The sequence below is a fragment of the Kitasatospora sp. NPDC097605 genome (genome assembly GCF_040302725.1).
Lineage (GTDB): Bacteria > Actinomycetota > Actinomycetes > Streptomycetales > Streptomycetaceae > Kitasatospora.
The window spans coordinates 18,903-35,247 of record NZ_JBEOSF010000004.1 but is presented as its reverse complement, the minus strand read 5'-3'; the positions used below and the strand labels follow the sequence as shown (position 1 = coordinate 35,247).

Annotated in this window: 19 protein-coding genes; 8 read left to right on the top strand and 11 right to left on the bottom strand. The window is 71.9% G+C overall.

Going from position 1 to position 16,345, the window contains the following annotated elements:
* The gene (locus ABTX81_RS05655; RefSeq protein ID WP_350541703.1) at nucleotides 1-324 is read right to left on the bottom strand and encodes a transcriptional regulator; all 324 of its coding nucleotides are present in this window, start codon (nucleotides 322-324) and stop codon (nucleotides 1-3) included.
* 782 nt (nucleotides 325-1,106) lie between these two features.
* Here ABTX81_RS05655 and ABTX81_RS05650 point away from each other — a divergent pair.
* Together ABTX81_RS05650 and ABTX81_RS05645 are read left to right on the top strand one after the other, a co-directional pair.
* Nucleotides 1,107-2,054, top strand: a complete 948-nt coding sequence (locus ABTX81_RS05650) for a quinone oxidoreductase family protein (protein WP_350541701.1) — start codon at nucleotides 1,107-1,109, stop codon at nucleotides 2,052-2,054.
* A gap of 109 nt (nucleotides 2,055-2,163) precedes the next feature.
* Nucleotides 2,164-3,018: an IclR family transcriptional regulator gene (locus ABTX81_RS05645; RefSeq protein ID WP_350541700.1), complete on the top strand. Its 855-nt coding sequence runs from the start codon at nucleotides 2,164-2,166 to the stop codon at nucleotides 3,016-3,018.
* A 121-nt stretch (nucleotides 3,019-3,139) separates the two neighbouring features.
* Here the strand turns inward: ABTX81_RS05645 and ABTX81_RS05640 are convergent, their stop codons facing one another.
* From ABTX81_RS05640 to ABTX81_RS05595, 10 genes are all read right to left on the bottom strand, one after another.
* Complete coding sequence (locus tag ABTX81_RS05640; RefSeq protein ID WP_350541699.1) at nucleotides 3,140-4,222, bottom strand: hypothetical protein; 1,083 nt, start codon at nucleotides 4,220-4,222, stop codon at nucleotides 3,140-3,142.
* Nucleotides 4,219-4,503, bottom strand: coding sequence for a hypothetical protein (locus ABTX81_RS05635; protein WP_350541698.1), 285 nt, complete (start codon nucleotides 4,501-4,503; stop codon nucleotides 4,219-4,221). Before ABTX81_RS05635 ends, ABTX81_RS05640 begins: the two co-directional genes overlap by 4 nt.
* Nucleotides 4,503-5,027 (bottom strand): helix-turn-helix transcriptional regulator, encoded by a 525-nt coding sequence (locus ABTX81_RS05630; RefSeq protein WP_350541697.1) that lies wholly within the window; start codon nucleotides 5,025-5,027, stop codon nucleotides 4,503-4,505. Before ABTX81_RS05630 ends, ABTX81_RS05635 begins: the two co-directional genes overlap by 1 nt.
* Nucleotides 5,028-5,085: 58 nt before the next feature.
* Entirely contained in the window at nucleotides 5,086-6,447 is a 1,362-nt protein-coding gene (locus ABTX81_RS05625; RefSeq protein ID WP_350541696.1) for a Mur ligase domain-containing protein, read from the bottom strand.
* Between the two features lie 95 nt (nucleotides 6,448-6,542).
* Complete coding sequence (locus tag ABTX81_RS05620; protein WP_350541695.1) at nucleotides 6,543-6,935, bottom strand: roadblock/LC7 domain-containing protein; 393 nt, start codon at nucleotides 6,933-6,935, stop codon at nucleotides 6,543-6,545.
* 76 nt (nucleotides 6,936-7,011) lie between these two features.
* Entirely contained in the window at nucleotides 7,012-7,392 is a 381-nt protein-coding gene (locus ABTX81_RS05615; protein WP_350541694.1) for a hypothetical protein, read from the bottom strand.
* 204 nt (nucleotides 7,393-7,596) lie between these two features.
* Nucleotides 7,597-8,235, bottom strand: a complete 639-nt coding sequence (locus tag ABTX81_RS05610) for an HAD-IA family hydrolase (protein WP_350541693.1) — start codon at nucleotides 8,233-8,235, stop codon at nucleotides 7,597-7,599.
* A 32-nt stretch (nucleotides 8,236-8,267) separates the two neighbouring features.
* Entirely contained in the window at nucleotides 8,268-9,473 is a 1,206-nt protein-coding gene (locus tag ABTX81_RS05605) for a helix-turn-helix domain-containing protein (RefSeq protein WP_350541692.1), read from the bottom strand.
* Between the two features lie 127 nt (nucleotides 9,474-9,600).
* Nucleotides 9,601-9,831 carry a DUF397 domain-containing protein gene (locus ABTX81_RS05600; RefSeq protein WP_350541691.1) on the bottom strand — a complete coding sequence of 77 codons (231 nt, stop codon included), beginning with the start codon at nucleotides 9,829-9,831 and terminating at the stop codon, nucleotides 9,601-9,603.
* Entirely contained in the window at nucleotides 9,828-10,688 is an 861-nt protein-coding gene (locus ABTX81_RS05595; protein WP_350541690.1) for a helix-turn-helix domain-containing protein, read from the bottom strand. Before ABTX81_RS05595 ends, ABTX81_RS05600 begins: the two co-directional genes overlap by 4 nt.
* Before the next feature lie 380 nt (nucleotides 10,689-11,068).
* On the opposite strand from ABTX81_RS05595, the gene ABTX81_RS05590 reads away from it, so the two are divergent.
* From ABTX81_RS05590 to ABTX81_RS05565, 6 genes are read left to right on the top strand one after another with little or no spacing between them, the layout of a single operon-like run.
* Entirely contained in the window at nucleotides 11,069-11,503 is a 435-nt protein-coding gene (locus ABTX81_RS05590; RefSeq protein WP_350541689.1) for an NUDIX hydrolase, read from the top strand.
* 33 nt (nucleotides 11,504-11,536) lie between these two features.
* A complete protein-coding gene (locus tag ABTX81_RS05585) occupies nucleotides 11,537-13,414 on the top strand; it encodes a radical SAM/SPASM domain-containing protein (RefSeq protein WP_350541688.1) in 1,878 nt (625 codons plus the stop codon).
* Nucleotides 13,411-14,043, top strand: coding sequence for a hypothetical protein (locus ABTX81_RS05580; protein WP_350541687.1), 633 nt, complete (start codon nucleotides 13,411-13,413; stop codon nucleotides 14,041-14,043). The genes ABTX81_RS05585 and ABTX81_RS05580 overlap by 4 nt, the downstream gene beginning before the upstream one ends.
* Nucleotides 14,040-14,771, top strand: a complete 732-nt coding sequence (locus ABTX81_RS05575; RefSeq protein WP_350541686.1) for a hypothetical protein — start codon at nucleotides 14,040-14,042, stop codon at nucleotides 14,769-14,771. The genes ABTX81_RS05580 and ABTX81_RS05575 overlap by 4 nt, the downstream gene beginning before the upstream one ends.
* An 11-nt stretch (nucleotides 14,772-14,782) precedes the next feature.
* A complete protein-coding gene (locus ABTX81_RS05570) occupies nucleotides 14,783-15,403 on the top strand; it encodes a nucleoside/nucleotide kinase family protein (protein ID WP_350541685.1) in 621 nt (206 codons plus the stop codon).
* Nucleotides 15,403-16,257: a protein kinase domain-containing protein gene (locus ABTX81_RS05565; protein ID WP_350541684.1), complete on the top strand. Its 855-nt coding sequence runs from the start codon at nucleotides 15,403-15,405 to the stop codon at nucleotides 16,255-16,257. Before ABTX81_RS05570 ends, ABTX81_RS05565 begins: the two co-directional genes overlap by 1 nt.
* Nucleotides 16,258-16,345 lie beyond the last annotated feature (88 nt).

Below are 16,345 nucleotides of genomic sequence, written 5' to 3'. Positions count from 1 at the left end.
TCAGCGGCTCCGAACCGCGTCGTTCGTGCGGACGGCGAGCTGCCCGTCGGCGAGGTGGAGAGTATGCGGACGCGTCCAGTCGGTGTCCGGGTGGGCCCGGACGATCCACCGGGCGACGACCCTTCTGGCGACGGGGCTCAGGTGGACCGGGCGGCCTGCGGCGTCGGTCGCCCGGGCGTACGCGTGGGGCCACTGCGTCGCCGGGTCGGTGAAGTCGACGGTGATGGCGGCGGCGCCCGGGATCATGTCCGCGAGCTTGGCGGCGAGGCGAGGGCCTGCGCCCGTGGGCGGGCAGGCCAGGGTTCCGCTGGGTATGGCGGGCATGCAATACTCCGTGCTTCGTAGGAGCGTGCGCGGCGGTCCTCGTGCGAAGAAGTCCCGCTGCGCGCGTGGTAGCGAATCGACGCCTTCCGGGGCGTCGGCCCGGCGTCCGGAGTTGGTAGCTCCAGGGCGCCGGTCTCATGTCAGGGCGCGGACGGCCCGGTCCTTCGGGCCGATCCCTCCCCTTCGTCCGCCGGCCCTCGCGGCGGGAGCAGCACCATAGGGGCAGCGCGGTCCACAGATCCACCCCCTTCCCGAGCGCCGGACACCGCATCCGCGACGACGAGCGCGCTCTCACTCACGGTGATCCCGCCGACGCCGCATCGACCCACCGGTGACCGGAGGCGCGGCAGCCGTCCAGGCCGGGATTGAGCTGAAAGTTCATTATGTGATTCCCCATCACGCAGGCCATGGACGATCACGGTGCGAGGTCGACATTAAGGATCACCCCGAATATCGGTCAATAAATTCCAGCCGTCTACGCGGGTAGGAGTGCCGACTTTTCGGAGACTGAGAAACGATCTTGATTGGCCGGCCCGGCAACGCTCCGCAGGCAAGGTCACCCCGAGAGACAGGGCGATGACCTCGACTTCTCACTGTGAGCAAGCAGCCGATTTCAGATACTTAGCGTTACGTGACGAATACCACTCGCAATCCGCCGCTCGTTCGTACCCCTATATGCGTCACCGAAGCAGCATTCTTCCGGCAGGTATATTCACTGCCCGAGGCCGCCGAAGAAGGCACCTCACCGAGAATCAGGCATGCACTATTTAGGGTTGAACAAGATGCGCGCAATAGCCGTGCGGGAGTTCGGCGGCCCAGAGGTACTGGAGCTGACCGAGATGCCCGAGCCGGACGGCCGCCCCGGCCACCTTCGACTCCGCACCCGGTTGGCCGGCGTCAACTACGCCGACATCCACCTGCGCGAGGGCACCTACCCGGCCCCGATGCCGGCCCCGTTCATCCCGGGGAACGAGGTCCTGGGCATCGCCGAGGACGGACGGCGCTACGTCGCCCTCGGCCGCGGCGGCGGCTACGCCGAGACGACCGTCGTCCACCGCAGACTCGCCTACGAGGTACCGGACAACGTCGCCGACCACGACGCCGTCGCCCTGACCCTCCAGGGCAACACCGCCTGGCACCTGCTCTTCACCGACCTGCGCGTCACGGCCGAGGACACGCTCCTGGTCCCGGCCGCGGCCGGCGGCGTCGGCTCGCTCGCCGTCCAGCTCGCCAAGCACGCCGGTGCGAAGGTCGTCGCCATGGCCTCCAGCGAGGAGAAGCGCCGCACCGCCGTCGAGCTGGGCGCGGACGCCACCGTCGACTCCTCCACCACCGACGCCCTCACCGAGCGGATCCTCGACGCCGCGGGCGGCCCCGTCAGCGCCGCCATGGAGATGACCGGCGGCGACGTCTTCCACGCCACGCTCGCCGCGCTCAGCCCGCGCGGCCGGATGTCCGTCTTCGGGGCCGTCACCGGGTCGGAGGGCCTGGTGCCCATCGCCAGCCTGCTCGCCGCCTCGAAGGCCGTCAGCGGCTTCTGGCTCCCCAACCTCTACCCGACGCGCACGCACCTCAAGGACTCGATGGCCGCGCTGTTCGCGGCGGTCGCCGAGGGCTGGCTCAAGCCCCTCAACGGCCCGGTCTACAAGCTCGGTCAGGCCCGTCAGGCCCACCACGACCTCGCGGCCCGTCTCACCGCCGGCAAGGTCGTCCTTGACGTCGACCGCTGACCAGCCACTCACCCTCAGCACTCGCGCACCCGCACCCGCACCCGACGGGTTAACGCGAGACGGCGCTCTCGCGCCGCCGCGCGGCGCAACGACTCCCCCGGAGCCGCTCATGCAGACCACCACCACACCCGCGATCGATGCCGTGCCCGGGCAGCGCCCGAGCGACGCACCGAGCAAGCCGCCGTCCTCTCTCGCGGCCCGCGCGTTCGCCGTGCAGCAGGCCTTCACCCGCCTGCCCGGCGACGTGCACCCGCTGCGCGCCATCGCCGGCGCCGCCGGCCTCGACGACGCCACCACGCACCGCATCCTGCAGACCGGCGTCGGCGACGGCGTCTTCGAACAGGTCGGCCGGGGCCGCTACCGCCTCGGCACCGGCACCGCCCGCGCCGGCGTCCAGGCCATGGCCCACTCCCCCGGCGCCGCCTCCACCCACGGCATCCTCGAACGCCTCCACCAGGCCACCGGCGGCCTCGCCCTGCTCTACGTCCTCTCCCCCTTCGGTGGCGCGAAGCGCCTGTGCACCGACTACGCCATTGGCGACACCGACCCGGCCGAGGTCGGCATGACCGCAGAGGACGTCGTCTCCGTCTCCCGCTCCCTGCGCACCGGCGCCTCCGGGCGCGCCATCCTCGCCTACCTCCCGCAGACCATCCAGGACCTGGTCCTCGCCGAAGAGATCCCGCCCACCGCGGGCCCGGGCGTCATCCGCGACAACGACGCACTCACCGCCTCCCTCGACGAGATACGGCGGCTCGGCTTCGGCGTCGGCCGCCAGGAGTGCATGCCCGGCTGGGACTCCGTCGCCGCCCCGGTCCACTGGCACGACTCGATCATGGGCGCCGTCCTCATGCTCAAGCGCTCCACCGAGATGCCGACCGACCTGCGCCCGCTGATCTTCCACACGCTCAAAGCCGCCGAGAGCATCAGCGAACTGACCACCAGCCCGCTCGCGGCCACCCTGTAGCCGCAGCGCGCGAGGAGGCTCGGCGCTGCCGCCCGTGACCGACATCGGGCGGCAGCGCCGAGGTCTGGGGCTGCAGGCCCGCCAGGAGGCAGGCCACCCGGCCGATGCTCCGGCCTGACGCTCAAGCCGCCGCAAGGGCGGGAAGAGCGCACTCACAAGGGTGCGTGCGTGGGAGAACACCCAGGCTGTGCAGCAGGTGAACGACCAGGCCGGGTGAAGAGGGGGCCGCGCCCGCGCCCAGCCGCGCGTAGAAGCGGGTCATCTGCGACTTGAGCGCGCGGTGGCTCGGACCGCCGTGTTCGGCGAGGTCTGCGAGCGTGTAGCCGCGGACGAGTTCCCTCATGACATCCAGATCCTGCGGCTTGACGAGCTCCCGGGCGTCACGCGGATCCGCCGAGGGTGTCAGGAGGCGCGTACGGCAGCCGATGTCAACCGCCTGGACCCGGGTGGCCGCGCCCAGAGCCCAGAGCGTCTTCCGGACCCGCCGCGTTCCGCCGGTTCTAGAGGTGTTGTAGTGCTGGCCGACCTCCTGGTCAGTCATACCGGTGGCGAGCAAACCGAGGACAGTGCGTTCGGCGGTGGCCAGCACCGGTCGGACCCGACAGGTGGGGCAGGCGGTGCCTCGGACCCAGCGTCCGACGGCCCCGTCCGAAGTAGCCCGGCACCGACAGGGGTGGCCGTCGGGTAGCAGCCGGGCCCCGTGCAGGCGGTGGATGGTCATGACGGTACGTCCCGGGCCTTCGGGGATTCCCAGCTCGGTGCCGAGCTGACCGAGGACGTAGACGATCTTCCCACGTGTGAGCCCCAGCAGGCCGGCGGTCTCGGTGACGCTGTGGCCGAGGACCAGGCGCCGCGCGATCTCGCGCTCGTCCTCGCTCAGGTCGCGATTGAGAAACCTAGGCCGGACGGGGGCGGGCAGGAGCATCACCCGGTGCGCGATGTCGATGCCCTGGGATCGGCTGGCCGCTCCCAGGTTGTCCAAGGCCCGGGCCACCAGCTCGTCGGCCGCGGTCTCGTTCGGGCTCGCGACACCGAGTCCGAGTCGGCGGGCGATCCCACGGCTGGACACCCCGCGGGCGACGAGCGCCATCGCCTGCTGCTGGTCCCAGGTCAGGGCGAGGCGCTCGCCGCAGTACGGGCAGGCCCAGCTAAGGACGCGACGTGGCAGCGGACCGTCGGCTGCACGGATCAGGAGGTTCGTCATGCCTCCGGCCAGGATCCGCACGCGCATGGGTGACCGTTCGGTTCTTCCTGTCCGGCACCGCCGAGACGAGTGCGGAGGGCAAGGCCGTCGTCCGTCAGCAGACGGGCTGCCAACAGCAGGACCAAGCCCAGCGCGTAGGCGGTGCCCGCCAGCACCACGGGTCCGTGGATCGCCTGCTCGTGGTGGAGTGCCGCCATCGTCGCCGCTCCGCCGGCCAGTGCCAGGAGCAGGCTGGCCGCCCCGGCGAGCAGGGCCGGGAGGAGCCGGGCGCGGTGGGGCATCAGGTCGTCCCGGCCGGCCGCGCGGTCCGGTCGTTCGGTCCGCCGAGCCTGGTGTTCGGCCAGCCGTCGCCGAGCGCGTTCAATGGCACGAGGCCGGTCAGGAGGGCACGGGCAGCGGCCTGCGGCCGGGAACGGACTCCCAGAGTGCGGAGGATGTCCTGGAGGTAGGTCTTGACGGTGCCCTCCGTCAGGTGGAGCCGCTTCGCGGTCGCCTTTGGGTCCTCCCCGCCGACCAGGGCGGCGAGCACCTCCCGGTGGCGGCGGGGCAGCGGCAGTCCGCTGGGGTTGAGCACCGGTACGTCCTCGGTCCGCACCCATCCCCAGGCGGCGCCGAGGGCGGCGGCGTGGTGGCGGTGCGGCGTTCCGAGCTTGAAGGTCAGCGCCGTCACGGCATCGCCGACCCTCGCCTCGGCGATGCCAGTGGCGCGGCTGACCGCCGCGTTCAGGTGACCGCCGGCCACCTGGCGCAGGAGCAGGACCTCGGCCTCGGTCAGGTTCGGCTTGTCGGGCAGGGAATCGGGCATGGCGAAGCTCCTCGCGATGAGATCGAGCGGAGGGAGAGAGTGAGCGAGCGGGGCCGGGTTACGGGGCCAACCGGGGAAGGTCGAGCGCGGCCAGCAGCTCGGGGCCGATCCGGCGGGCGGCGTGCGGGCCGATGGTGAGGATCAGATCGCCGCGACGGGCGAGGGATGCGGCCACGACCGCGGGGCCGGGCCGGCACGGACCGGGCCCGGGAATCACCAGGGTGCCGCCGAAGTCCGCGCGGGCGAGGGCCTCGATGCCGTCGGCGTGACACTGGGAGGGGGCCAGGGTCGAGTGGACGGGCAGCACCACGGTGCGGTTGGCCTCGCGCAAGGCGTCGGCGATCCGCTCAGCGAGCGCTTCGGTGCGCAGGTGACCGACCGGCTCGTACACCGCGATCACCGCGCCCTCGGTGAGCATCCAGGCGCCTTGGATGGCGGCGGCGATCTCGTCCGGGTGCTGGGCGTAGGACTCCGCCACGGCGACACCGCCGACCGTGCCCAGGCAGGTCAGCGACCGCTCGACGCCCGGGAACGCCCCCAGCCCGTCGGCCAGGTCCGTGCCGGACAGCCCGAGCGCCCAGCCTGCCGCGAACGCCGCCGCGACGCCGAGAGCATCCTGGGTGCCAGTGACGGGCACCGTGACGGCGAACCGCTCGCCGTCGGCCTGGAGGGTGATCTGGTGGTCCTCACCGCTCCACAGCGCCCTGAGGACCTGCACGTCCATGCCGTCGCCCCGGCCGACCGCCACCACTCTGGGACCCGGCGTTCGGCGCAGCCGTTCCAGCAGTTCGGCGCAGCCCGGCTGGCCGGACCACACCACCACGGCCTCGCTGCGGCGGGCGAGGGCCTCGACCTCGTCCAGCGCGTCCTCTCGGGTCGCGACCGCCGGCGGCGTCGCGTCGACCGCGGTGATCAGCGTGACCGCCGGCCGGAGCCCCTCCCCGAGGGCGTGGTGGTCCCGCCCGGGCGCGGGGGCTTCGTGGAGCGCGGTGTCCGGGCAGAGGTCGACGACCAGGACCTCGCCGCCGCCGTCGTAGCCGGGGGCGTCGCCTCGCGGAGCGGCGTTGAGGATCCAGCCCGGGTCGCGGACGGCGAGCGCGCAGGTCAGGGCGGCTGCGGCCGTCGCGGTGCTGTGGCTGCCCGCGACGGCGACAACGGTGGGCGCGGTGGCGGCGAGCAGCTCGATCGCCCGACCGTGGCCCATCGTCGGCAGGCCCCGGCCGCTCGCGAGGTCCAGGATCTGCGGCACGGCCGTGTTGTCCCCGCCCCAGATCAGGCTTGTCGTTCGCTGGTCCACGGGCTGGGGCACCGCACCGGTGCGGTCGAGGTGCCGGAGCAGTTCGCTGCGGTGGCCGTCCGGCCGCGATTCGATCGTCACCCGGGAGTTGCGGCGGGCGAGGTAGGCCGCGAGCCCGGCCATTCCGGGGCTGTGGGGGTCGGGGAAGTGAGGGGCGGCCAGGACGTCGGGCAGCGGCAGTGGTCGGGCCGGGCCTCTCCGGTCCGCCGGCGCCGTGCTCACGCCGCCACCGCTGCGGCCAGGCCCTGGTCCGCGAGTTCGATGAGCTGGGCGGCGATTTGTCCCAGGTCCGCGCCCTTGGCGCCGACCACGGCGAGCATGGACCGGTCGGGCGCGCCGACCAGCGTGAGGGTCTGGCCGAGCCGGTCCTCGATCACGCTGTGGCCCCACGGGCACTCGCCCGAGGTGAGAGCGCCGACGATGCCGACGCTGTTGATGCTCACGGCGCCCAGCGCCGACATCGCGGCCGCCCAGCGGTCGGCGTCGTCGGTGCCGATGCCGGGCGAGGTTCCCACGACGAGCCCCTCGGGGCTGACGTGGATGGCGGCGACAGCACCGGCGGTGCCGGCCACCAGAGCGCCGAGGAACGGCGGTTGCGGGTAGGGCTTCACGATGGCTCCTTGGCCAGAAGGTGAGGGACTTAGGGGGCACGACGAAGAGAAGAAGGCCGGGCGCGGCTACCGGAGGTCACGGGCCTCGGGGCCCGCCCAGGGGTTCCGTCCGCCCCGAGCCGTCGGCTGCTGCGCGGAAGGCGACCGGGCCGCCGGACGCCTGCTCTCCGCTACGGCCGTAGAGGGCCTGACCCGGGGTGTCGATCGCTCCCGCCGCCAGGAACCAGCCCAGCTCGCTGAGGAGCACCACCAGGCGTTCCCACGCCTCAGCGCTGTCGACCACCATCGAGCGCGTCCACATGACCACGCCCCGCGCGGTGCCGGTCTCCAAGGCGTTCTGTACGGCGCGCCAGCCGGCCCGTCCCTCCAGCGCGAGCAGCGGCCCCATGTCGGTGAACACAGCGGCCACCACCCACTCGCGGGTCTCCGCGTACTGGCGGGAGTGGGTCTCCAGCACCCCGCCAGGGTCTCCGCTGGGTGAGGCGATGTAGACCGCTACGGGCACCCGGCCCGGCGATCGAGGTACGTCCGAAGGCATGTCATTACTGTCACGCCGACGTCGCTCTCAGCGAACCCGCGCATCGTACGACTTCGGAAGGTCGCGGTGGGGCGAAGTCGTACGGTGCGTAGGAGTTCACGCCGCACCGGTCCCGCCGTACCGTCAGGGACAGACCGCCGGGCTGGGCTCGACGGGGTCCAGGTCCAGCAGCCGGGCCACCCGGGCCGCCGTACCGGGCCCGTCGGCGAACACCGTGGTGATCCCCAACGCCTCGGCGGGCGCCAGGTTGGGACGGTGGTCGTCCACGAACACGCAGTCGGAGCCGGCCAGGCCCATACGCTCCAGCGTCCGCCGGTAGATCGCCGGATCGGGCTTCGCGACGCCTTCCGTCCCGCTGATGACCCGCACGTCGAAGAGGTCCCAGACCCCGGTCGCCGTGTACGGGTTGTACGGGTCGACGCCGTAGGAGTTCGACAGCAGGGCGACCGTGATCCCGGCAGCCCGGGCCCGCTCCGCCAGCTCCACCATCTGCGCCACGGCCCGCACCCCGCTGTGGACGCGCCCCATCAGGTTGTCGCCGGACACACCCAGGAGCACCGCGGTCCGCCGGTTCCACTCGGCCTGCGACATCCGCCCCAGCTCCAGCTCCACGTACAGCGCCCGCCCCGCCGGATCGTCCTCCAGCGTGCGCCGCCAGGCGTCGGCGGGAAGGCCCTCGCCGGCGCACCACGCCTGCGAGGACTGGCCGATCGGAGTGGTCATCACTCCCGCGAAGTCGAGTATCAGGCCGCGGTAGGACACACGCACTCCAAGCAGACGGGTCGGACTCCCCCTCACCGGCCGGTGGGAGAGATCCCCAGGATCCCAGACAACTTCCGGATCCTGGAGGCCCCGGCGCGTCCGGCCCGCTGGATGATCACCCCCGGGATGGCCTGGTGCGTGGCCCACTCGGGATGGGCCGAGCAGACCTCCAGCAGCGTGTCCAGCGAGGCGTCCCACAGCCGCGCGTCGCACTGTGCCAGCGCGACATCGAGCTGCATCCGGTTGTGCGCGGCCTGCGTCAGGCCGGACGGGTCGAACCGGCGGGACAGGTCCAGCGCCCGGCCGGCGTTCCCCAGGGTGACGTTGATCCCCACGGCCTGGGCCCCCGCGTAGGACGGACCGAACTGCAGTCCGTTCCCGAACACATCGCGCCCCAGCCGGGCCGCGACCGCGTGGGCCTGGGAAAGCAGGTCCGCCGCCCGGTCGGAGTCCCCGAGCCTGGAGGCGGCGACCGCCGCGAAGACGATGTTCTTCCCGTATGCCGCCAGCAACCCGGCGCCCTGCTCGGAGAACCTCGGCTCGGCACGTACCGCCGCCGCCTCGGCCTCCCGAAGCGCCTGCTCCACGCGCGCGTCCCGCAGCAGCACACGCGCTCGGGCGGACCCCAGCATCGACACCCGCACCGGATCGGCGGCGAGCTCCGCGTGCCGGATGGCGAGTCCGACGGCCGCGTACGCGAGATCCCGCGCGCCGAGGAAGTTCGCGATCAGCCCGGCCGCTCGGTAGGCGTCGGAGAGCAGGGCGCTCGCGGCGGCCTCCTGGCCGGCCGGCGTCCCCTGGGCGTACAACGCCACCGACCGCAGGAACGGCGCCGCGAGGACACCGGCCTCGGTGTACGCCCCGCGCCAGTAGACCCGCCACAACCGCTCGGCGGCCTCGGCGAGATCGGCGGCACCTGGCGCAGTGCCCTCGGCGGGATCGGCCAGCACGCCTGCGGCGGTGTCGTGGACCGTTCGGGACAACTCTCGGAGCATCGCGCGGTCGTCCCGACCCATCCCGCGCCGCGGAGCCTGCTGGCCGAGGATCACCGACACGTCGGAGTGCAGCGCCTCCGCCAGCCGCAGCAGCGTCGGCAGCGACACGTTCCCGCCCTGCTCCGCCTTCTGGATCGTGTGCAAGGACAGGCCGCTGCGAGCCGCGAGAGCCTCCTGGGTCACCTCCTTGCCCCGGAGCATCTTGATCCGCTCACCGGTGGTGAAGTCCTGCCATTGACTCACTGGTCTCCCCCTCGACTGGAACGGCACACGGTCCGATCGCCCCCGTGCGGGCTGGCGACCGGACCGCGGTGTCACCTGCGACGCGGCAACGCGAAGAGGTGGCCTTGCTCAATGCGGAGTTACACGTTCAGCGCCGGCGGAGGTCGCCGCGCATGATGCCGGCGACGAAGGCGTCGTACTCGGCGTCGTCGAAGATGTGCGGCGGCTTGTGCCTGTTCTTCGAGTCGCGGATCGCCACGATGGCGTTGTCGAGGAAGGCGACCTCTACACAGTTGGTTCCGCCGCTGCTGGCGGTCTGCCACTCGGCTCCGGCGAATTGCTCGTCGAGCCAGGCGGGGTCGAGGTCGTTCTTGTTCATGACGCGAGTTCCTTGGCGATCGTCTTGAGCAGGGATAGAGATGCCTTCTGGCCGAGGGCATCGGACTTCAGGTGTTGGCTGGTGGTGCGGTAGACCCCCACCGACTCCGGGTCGGTCAGGTGGAGCCGTGTACGAGTCGCCTCGATGGTGACCGTGTCGCCACCGGTGGCGAACGACATCAGCATGAACGATCCGTCCATGCCCGCGTGCGCGCCGGCGCTCAGCGGCAGAACCTGGATCGTGGTGTTCGGATCGCTCTTCAGCAGGTCGATGAGGTGATCGATCTGAGCCCTGGCGACCGCCCGGCCGCCGACCTCCTGCCGCAGGAGCCCTTCGGGGATCACGGACCAGATCTTCAGGGGCGGTTGGCGCTCGGCCATGGCCTGCCGGTGCTCCGCGCGCATGGCGATGAAGCGTTCGATGTCCTCGGCGGTGGTCCAGGCCCGGCTGCCTTCCACGATCGCCCGCTCGTAGCCGGGAATCTGGAGGAGGCCGTGCAGGGCACCCGAATTCCAGTGGAACAGGTCGAGGGCTTCCTCGATCTCGGTCAGGTAGTCGCTGAGGGGGTCCTCGACGACGCCCTGGTAGCGCTGGTGCCAGTCCGGTTCGCCGGCGCGTCGGACCAGCTCTCGCCACTGTTCGCGCCGGGCCTCGTCGTGGATCTGCAGGACCTCGAAGAAGTGCGCGAGGGCTTGGAGCTTGACCCCCTGCGTCCCGTTCTCGATCTTGCTGACGGTCGATAGCGCCTTGTAGCCGAGCCGCTGGGCGGCCTCCTCCAGGCTCCACCCCAGCGCCTCGCGGGCGCGCCGGATCTCTGCCCCCAGGCGCCTTCGGCGCGGGGTCGGATCGACGGGCATCGCACCTCCTGAAGTCCGGAACCGCAGCTTCCTGGGGAAAGCGTAGTGCCCCTGCCGCCGTGCGCATATGACAGATCGCCAGAAGGAAAGGTTTTCCTACCCGAGCCCCTTGCCCTTCCGCCAAGGGCGGGCCCATCATCGAATCCCGAACCAGCGCAGAGTGTCCCGACGAACACGGATTGCAATTGTGGACTCCGCATCCACGGCCGGGCCCGGCGGCACCCATCTGCCGGAACTGGCACTGCGACGGACATCTGATGCTCCGTCAGATCACCTAGAATCGTAGGCTCCCCGGCGCCGCCTCGTCGGCCGGCCCCAGGGGCTGGAGCCGCTGTTCAGCGAGCTCAAGACCACGATTCCCGACTACGTGAGGTTGATCGATGCCCGAGAAGGTCACCAAGGAGAAGGTGCTCGTCTACGTCGTGCGCGACGGGCGGCTGCTGGTGTTCCGGCACACCGACTACAGCTACGAGGAGGTCGGCATCCAGGTCCCGGCCGGCAGCATCCGGCCGGGCGAGACCCCGGAGGCCGCCGCGTTGAGGGAGGCCCGGGAGGAGACCGGGTTCGCGGACTTCAAGGTCGTGCGCAAGCTCGGCGAGACCGAGTACGACATCAGCCCGTACCGGTTCGAGATCCAGCACCGGCACGTCTTCCACCTGGAGCTCACCGAGCCCACCCCGGAGCGGTGGACGAGCCAGGAGGACCACGACGGCGAGCAGGAGCCCACCCGCTTCGAGTGCTTCTGGATCCCGCTGGAGGCCGCGCACATCCTCCAGTCCGGCCAGGGCGCCCTGCTGGGACGCCTGTCCGACTAACCCCTCCGGTCACGGCAGCAAGGGAGGCAGCCGATGCACCGCACCACCGAACAGCACCACCCGATCGACCGGCTCTACCGGAGCCTGGAGCCCGAGGACACCGGCACCGCGGTGTCGGTGATCGTGAAGCTGCGCGGGGAGACCTGCGACATCGACTGCCCCCACTGCTACGAGAAGCGCAAGGAGGTACCCGGCGGAGCCCGGATCAGCCCCGACCAGATCGGACAGCTGGCCCGGCTCTTCCGGCACCGCCCGCTCGCCGTCGAACTCCACGGCGGCGAGCCGCTGACCGCCGGCCGCGAGGCCGTCGCCGCGGTCCTGCGCGAAATCGCCGCCCAGCCGCAGGTCATGCGCGTGTCGATGCAGACCAACGGCGTCCAGCTCGACGAGCAGTGGCTCGACCTCTTCGACGAGCTGTGCCCCGGCCTGCAGATCGGCGTCTCCCTCGACGGCGACGCCCAGGGCAACGCCTGGCGCATCGGCTATGACGGCGAACCCGTCTACCCGCGCGTCGTCCAGGCGCTGGAGCTGCTGGCCGCCCGGGGCCGCAAGGTCGGCGTCATCACCACCGTGACCCCGGCCGTACTGGGCCGCGCCGAGCAGGTCCTGGACCACCTCGCGTCCTTCGAGGCAGTCAACGCGGTCAGCTTCGTGCCCTGCTTCGACAGCACCATCCACCGATCCACCGCCACCAGGGCCAGGCGCGTCCCCGCGAGTCGCCTGCTCCAGCAGGCCGCCCTCGCACTCGGCGGCAGCCCGAAGTGGGCGATCCACCCGGACGAGTACGCCGAGTTCGTGCTGGCCGCCACCGCGCGCTGGATCGGCTCCGGGTACTTCACCCGTCTCAAGCTGGAGCCGGCCGTCTCCACGATCCGGCGCCTGCGCGGCCTGGACAGCGGCTTCTGCCACTTCTCCGATCTCAAGTGCGACCACGTCTTCACCCTCTACCCCGACAACCGGTTCGGAAGCTGCGACGAACTTCCCTGGCCCCAAGCACGCCTGGCGCGGCTCGACGAGATCGGCGACCAACACGGTGTGGCCCGGCTTCAGCAGGACAATCTCCTGCTGAACCAAGGCAAGGCGCTGATGGCCAAGTGCACGACCTGCGACTACCGCAGCACGTGCGGCGGCGGCTGCATCGCCACCCGATGGCGCCAGGACCCGGCCGCGGACGGCGACGCCTACTGCGACCACCGGATGCGCATCGTCGACGGCATCGCCGCCCTCCTCTCCCAGCCCGCCCACCCCGAGGGCGCCTGGTGCCGGGCCCTCCGCTGGCGCCCGCGCACCCCGAACAGCATGCACGACGTGAACGCCTTCACCACCCGCTGGGACGACCCCGCCGCCACCCGCATCGAGGTGCGGCTGCACGTCAGCGAGCACGGCAACATCAACACCGTCGGCCTGCCCGGCGTCCACGAGGCCGACGACCTCGATCCCGCCCACCCGCAGTGGCGCGAGGCGATCGAGGCCGGAGTCCGTCCCCTGGTCGACGTCCTCACCAGCCGGTGGTGCCTGATCACCTACGACAGCTGCCAGGGCCACGCCTACCCGGGTCTGGACCTCGAACCCGCCGAACTGCGGGTCGGCCTCCTGCCGCGAGACCGAGCCGAGTACGCCCGGACCGCTGCGGCCCTGTGCCGCGCGGCCACCTCCGCCGCGTTGCCCGGCGGCATCGAGGTCCACACCGCCCGCTCCGAACTGACCTGCGAGACCTCAGGCACCACCACGGCGGTCCTCGACCTCAGCCTCCGTCCGGACCACCATCAGGACTGGGACGCCTACTTCGCCAACCTGGACACCGCTGTCCGTGCCCTCACCGGCGCGCTGACGGCCGAGCGCCCGTCGGGCACCGCCTGCGCCTGCCCGCTGCCGGCCCCGGCCGATGTGGTCGGGGCGGTGGCGGGGTGAGGTCCGGCGACGAGGCGACCGTCCACCAACTGCTCGGGCGCATCGCCTACTTCCATGCCATGTTCATCGAACCCACGCTCGCCGTGGACCCGACCGCAACCGTAGGGCAGCCGTGCTGTAACCACCGTCCCCTTCCGAAGGGCGTGCGGCCGACCGCGGACGGGCTGCTGGCCGACACCGCGTGGGCGGTCCTCGACGAGATCGCCGCAACCCTCAGCGCCTACGCCAGGCAGTGCCCGGCGTACGAGCCGGGCTGCTGCGCGACGTGCCGCGTCGCCTCCTCGACTGCCGCCGTCGCCGAGGCCTGGCTGGTAGCCGAACGCCGCGCCTACCACCGTCCTCCACCGCACGGCCGAACCCGGCAGGCCTGCCGCGAGGCCGCCGCCACCCGCCTGACCCGCGTCTTCGTCCTCCAGCACCACGCGCCCTGCCCTGTGGCCAAGGGCGGCGAGACAGCCGACTCCTGGCTGCTTCCCAGCGCGGACGAGCTGCCACTGACCGGCGAACTGCTCGCCCTGTGGCACGACCCGCCGGCCGGCGGCGGCAGCCCGGTCGTCAGCTGGCTCAACCACTGCACCGACCTCGACGACATCCGCCGCGTCCTCGAAGCAAGGAGACCCACCCCGTGATCCACGTAGCCGAGACCGTCGGCGTCGGCAGCATCGAGAACTTCCTCGCCTCCGACGAGCGGATCCACCTCGCCGCCCTGATGCACGACGTCCTGGCCACCGTCGACGCCGTCCGCTTCGGTGACGAGCGCCGCACCTCCATCCACGAGATCCCCGGCCACAGCCACGAACAGGCGATGGCCGTCTACGAGCCCGCCGGACGCATCGAGATCCCCGGTATCCCCGCCGAGGCGGAGATGATCCTCCAGGACGCCTTCGATCGCGCCCTCCCGGCCCTGGCGCGGATCATGCCCTCCATCACCGTGTGCCGCCCCTGGACGTACGTCGAGTACGGCGAAGGCCAACACATCACCACCCACCTCGACGGCATCGCCCCCGACCCGCTCGCCTGGCCCCGCCAGATCGCCGGCATCAGCGTCGTCATCACCCAGCCCGACGCCGGCGGCGACTTCTACGTGGAGACCTCCTCCAGCGACCGGCTCTGGCACCGCCAGGCCCCCGACGCGCCAGCGAACGGCTACGCGGCGGGCATGTGGCTGGCCCACGACGGCGCCGACGACTCCGCTGGCTGGTTCCAGCAGATGCCCCGCACCCGCTGGTCCGTGGCCCCCGCGCCGGGCGCCGCTCTGCTGTACGGCTCCCAGCTCGCCCACGGAACCCTCCCGGTCACCACCGGGCGGTGCGCGAAGTTCATCAGCTGGCTCGCCGCCGAGCACCCGAGCGGCTGACACCCGTGCTCATGGCCCTGGAAGGCTTACCCGGCGCCGGAAAGAGCACCCTGCGAGACCGCCTCCTCGCCGACGCCCGCACCCGAGGCATCCCACTCGGCCACACCGGCCAGTTCTCCTGGCTCTCCCTGGCCGCCACCCGCACCCTCGTGCGGCTGCGGGCCGGAGTGCCGCCCGACGACCCCGAGGACGCCGTCGAAGCGGCCTGCCGGGACCTCACCCTCCACGCCCGCTTCAACCTCGGCCCCGCACTCGCCCGCGGCCCGCTGATCGCCGACCGGCTCAGCCTGTCCACCGCTTGCCTGCTCGCCCTGGTCCACCGACAGCCGGTCACCAAGTACGTCGAACGCCTCGCGCAGCAGCCGCAGGCCCGCCCGCAGCTGACCGTCCTGCTGACCACCGAGCCCGACCTGTGCCAGGCCCGGCTCGCCAGCCGCCGGACCGCGCCGCGTTTCACCGACCGACCCGACACCTTCGCCCGGCTCGCCGACCTCTACCCGCAGGCCGCCGCAGCCTGGCAGCACTACACCGGCCTTGAGGTCTGGCAGCGCCCCTGCACCGCCCTGGCCGACATCGACCAGCTGGCCGCCGACTTCCTCGCCCGCCTGACCACGCCCATGGAAGCGAGCTGATGAACCTCCACCCTCTCCACCCCGCCGCCTGGGTCGTCGACCAACTCCGAGCAGACCACTGGCAGGTGACCAACCTCCTCGCGTTCACCCGGGCCAGCACCCTGGTCATCGCCCACCGCGCCAGCCGGAAGCCCGTCGTGCTGAAGGCCGGCTTCGGCAGCAACCACGTCCTGGCCGAACTGCCCGCCGAGCAGCAGAGCGCCGCCTACGGCTTCTACTGGTACGCGCAGATGACCGACGCCGAACGCGCCCTGGCCCGGCAGGACTTCCGGCACGAGGCCGACCTCACCTACGTCGCCGGGGACGCCGACCACGTCGTCCCCCTGCTCGACCAGGGCCACGGCGAGCGGTTCGACTGGTACACCATGCCGCTGTGCGACGGCGGGAACTTTCGTACCTTCATGGCCTCGTGCGAGGACACCGCTGAGGGCCTGAACATCCTCGCCGACGTCGCCGAGGGCCTGGACGCCCTGCACCGGCTCGGCATCGTCCACCGCGACGTCTACCAGGAGAACATCCTCATCCACCAGGGCTGCGGGCTGATCACCGACCTCGGCGCCGCGCGCCGTCTGGCCAGCCCGCGCGGCCCGGAGCACCGCGGCCCCGAGGTCCACTGGCCGCCCGAGTACCTCACCGGCTACCACCGGGCCGGCACCGCCGCCGACGTGTTCAGCCTCGCCGTTCTCATCTACCGCTACCTGTGCGCGGACATCCCCCGTCTTGGCGGCCACGCCAACCTCACCCGCATCCCCACGGTGTTGCGGCCCATGGTCGTCGCGGCGCTCGCCGACCAGCCCGGCGACCGTCCCGCCATGAGTGACCTCGCCACCGCCCTGCGCACCACTCAGAACTGACCGGGGAAGCCCACCATGCCCAGGGCCAGATCACCGCCCGGTGCCCGAGCACCAACCCGCCGAGCAGCAACCACAACCACCGGAAAGG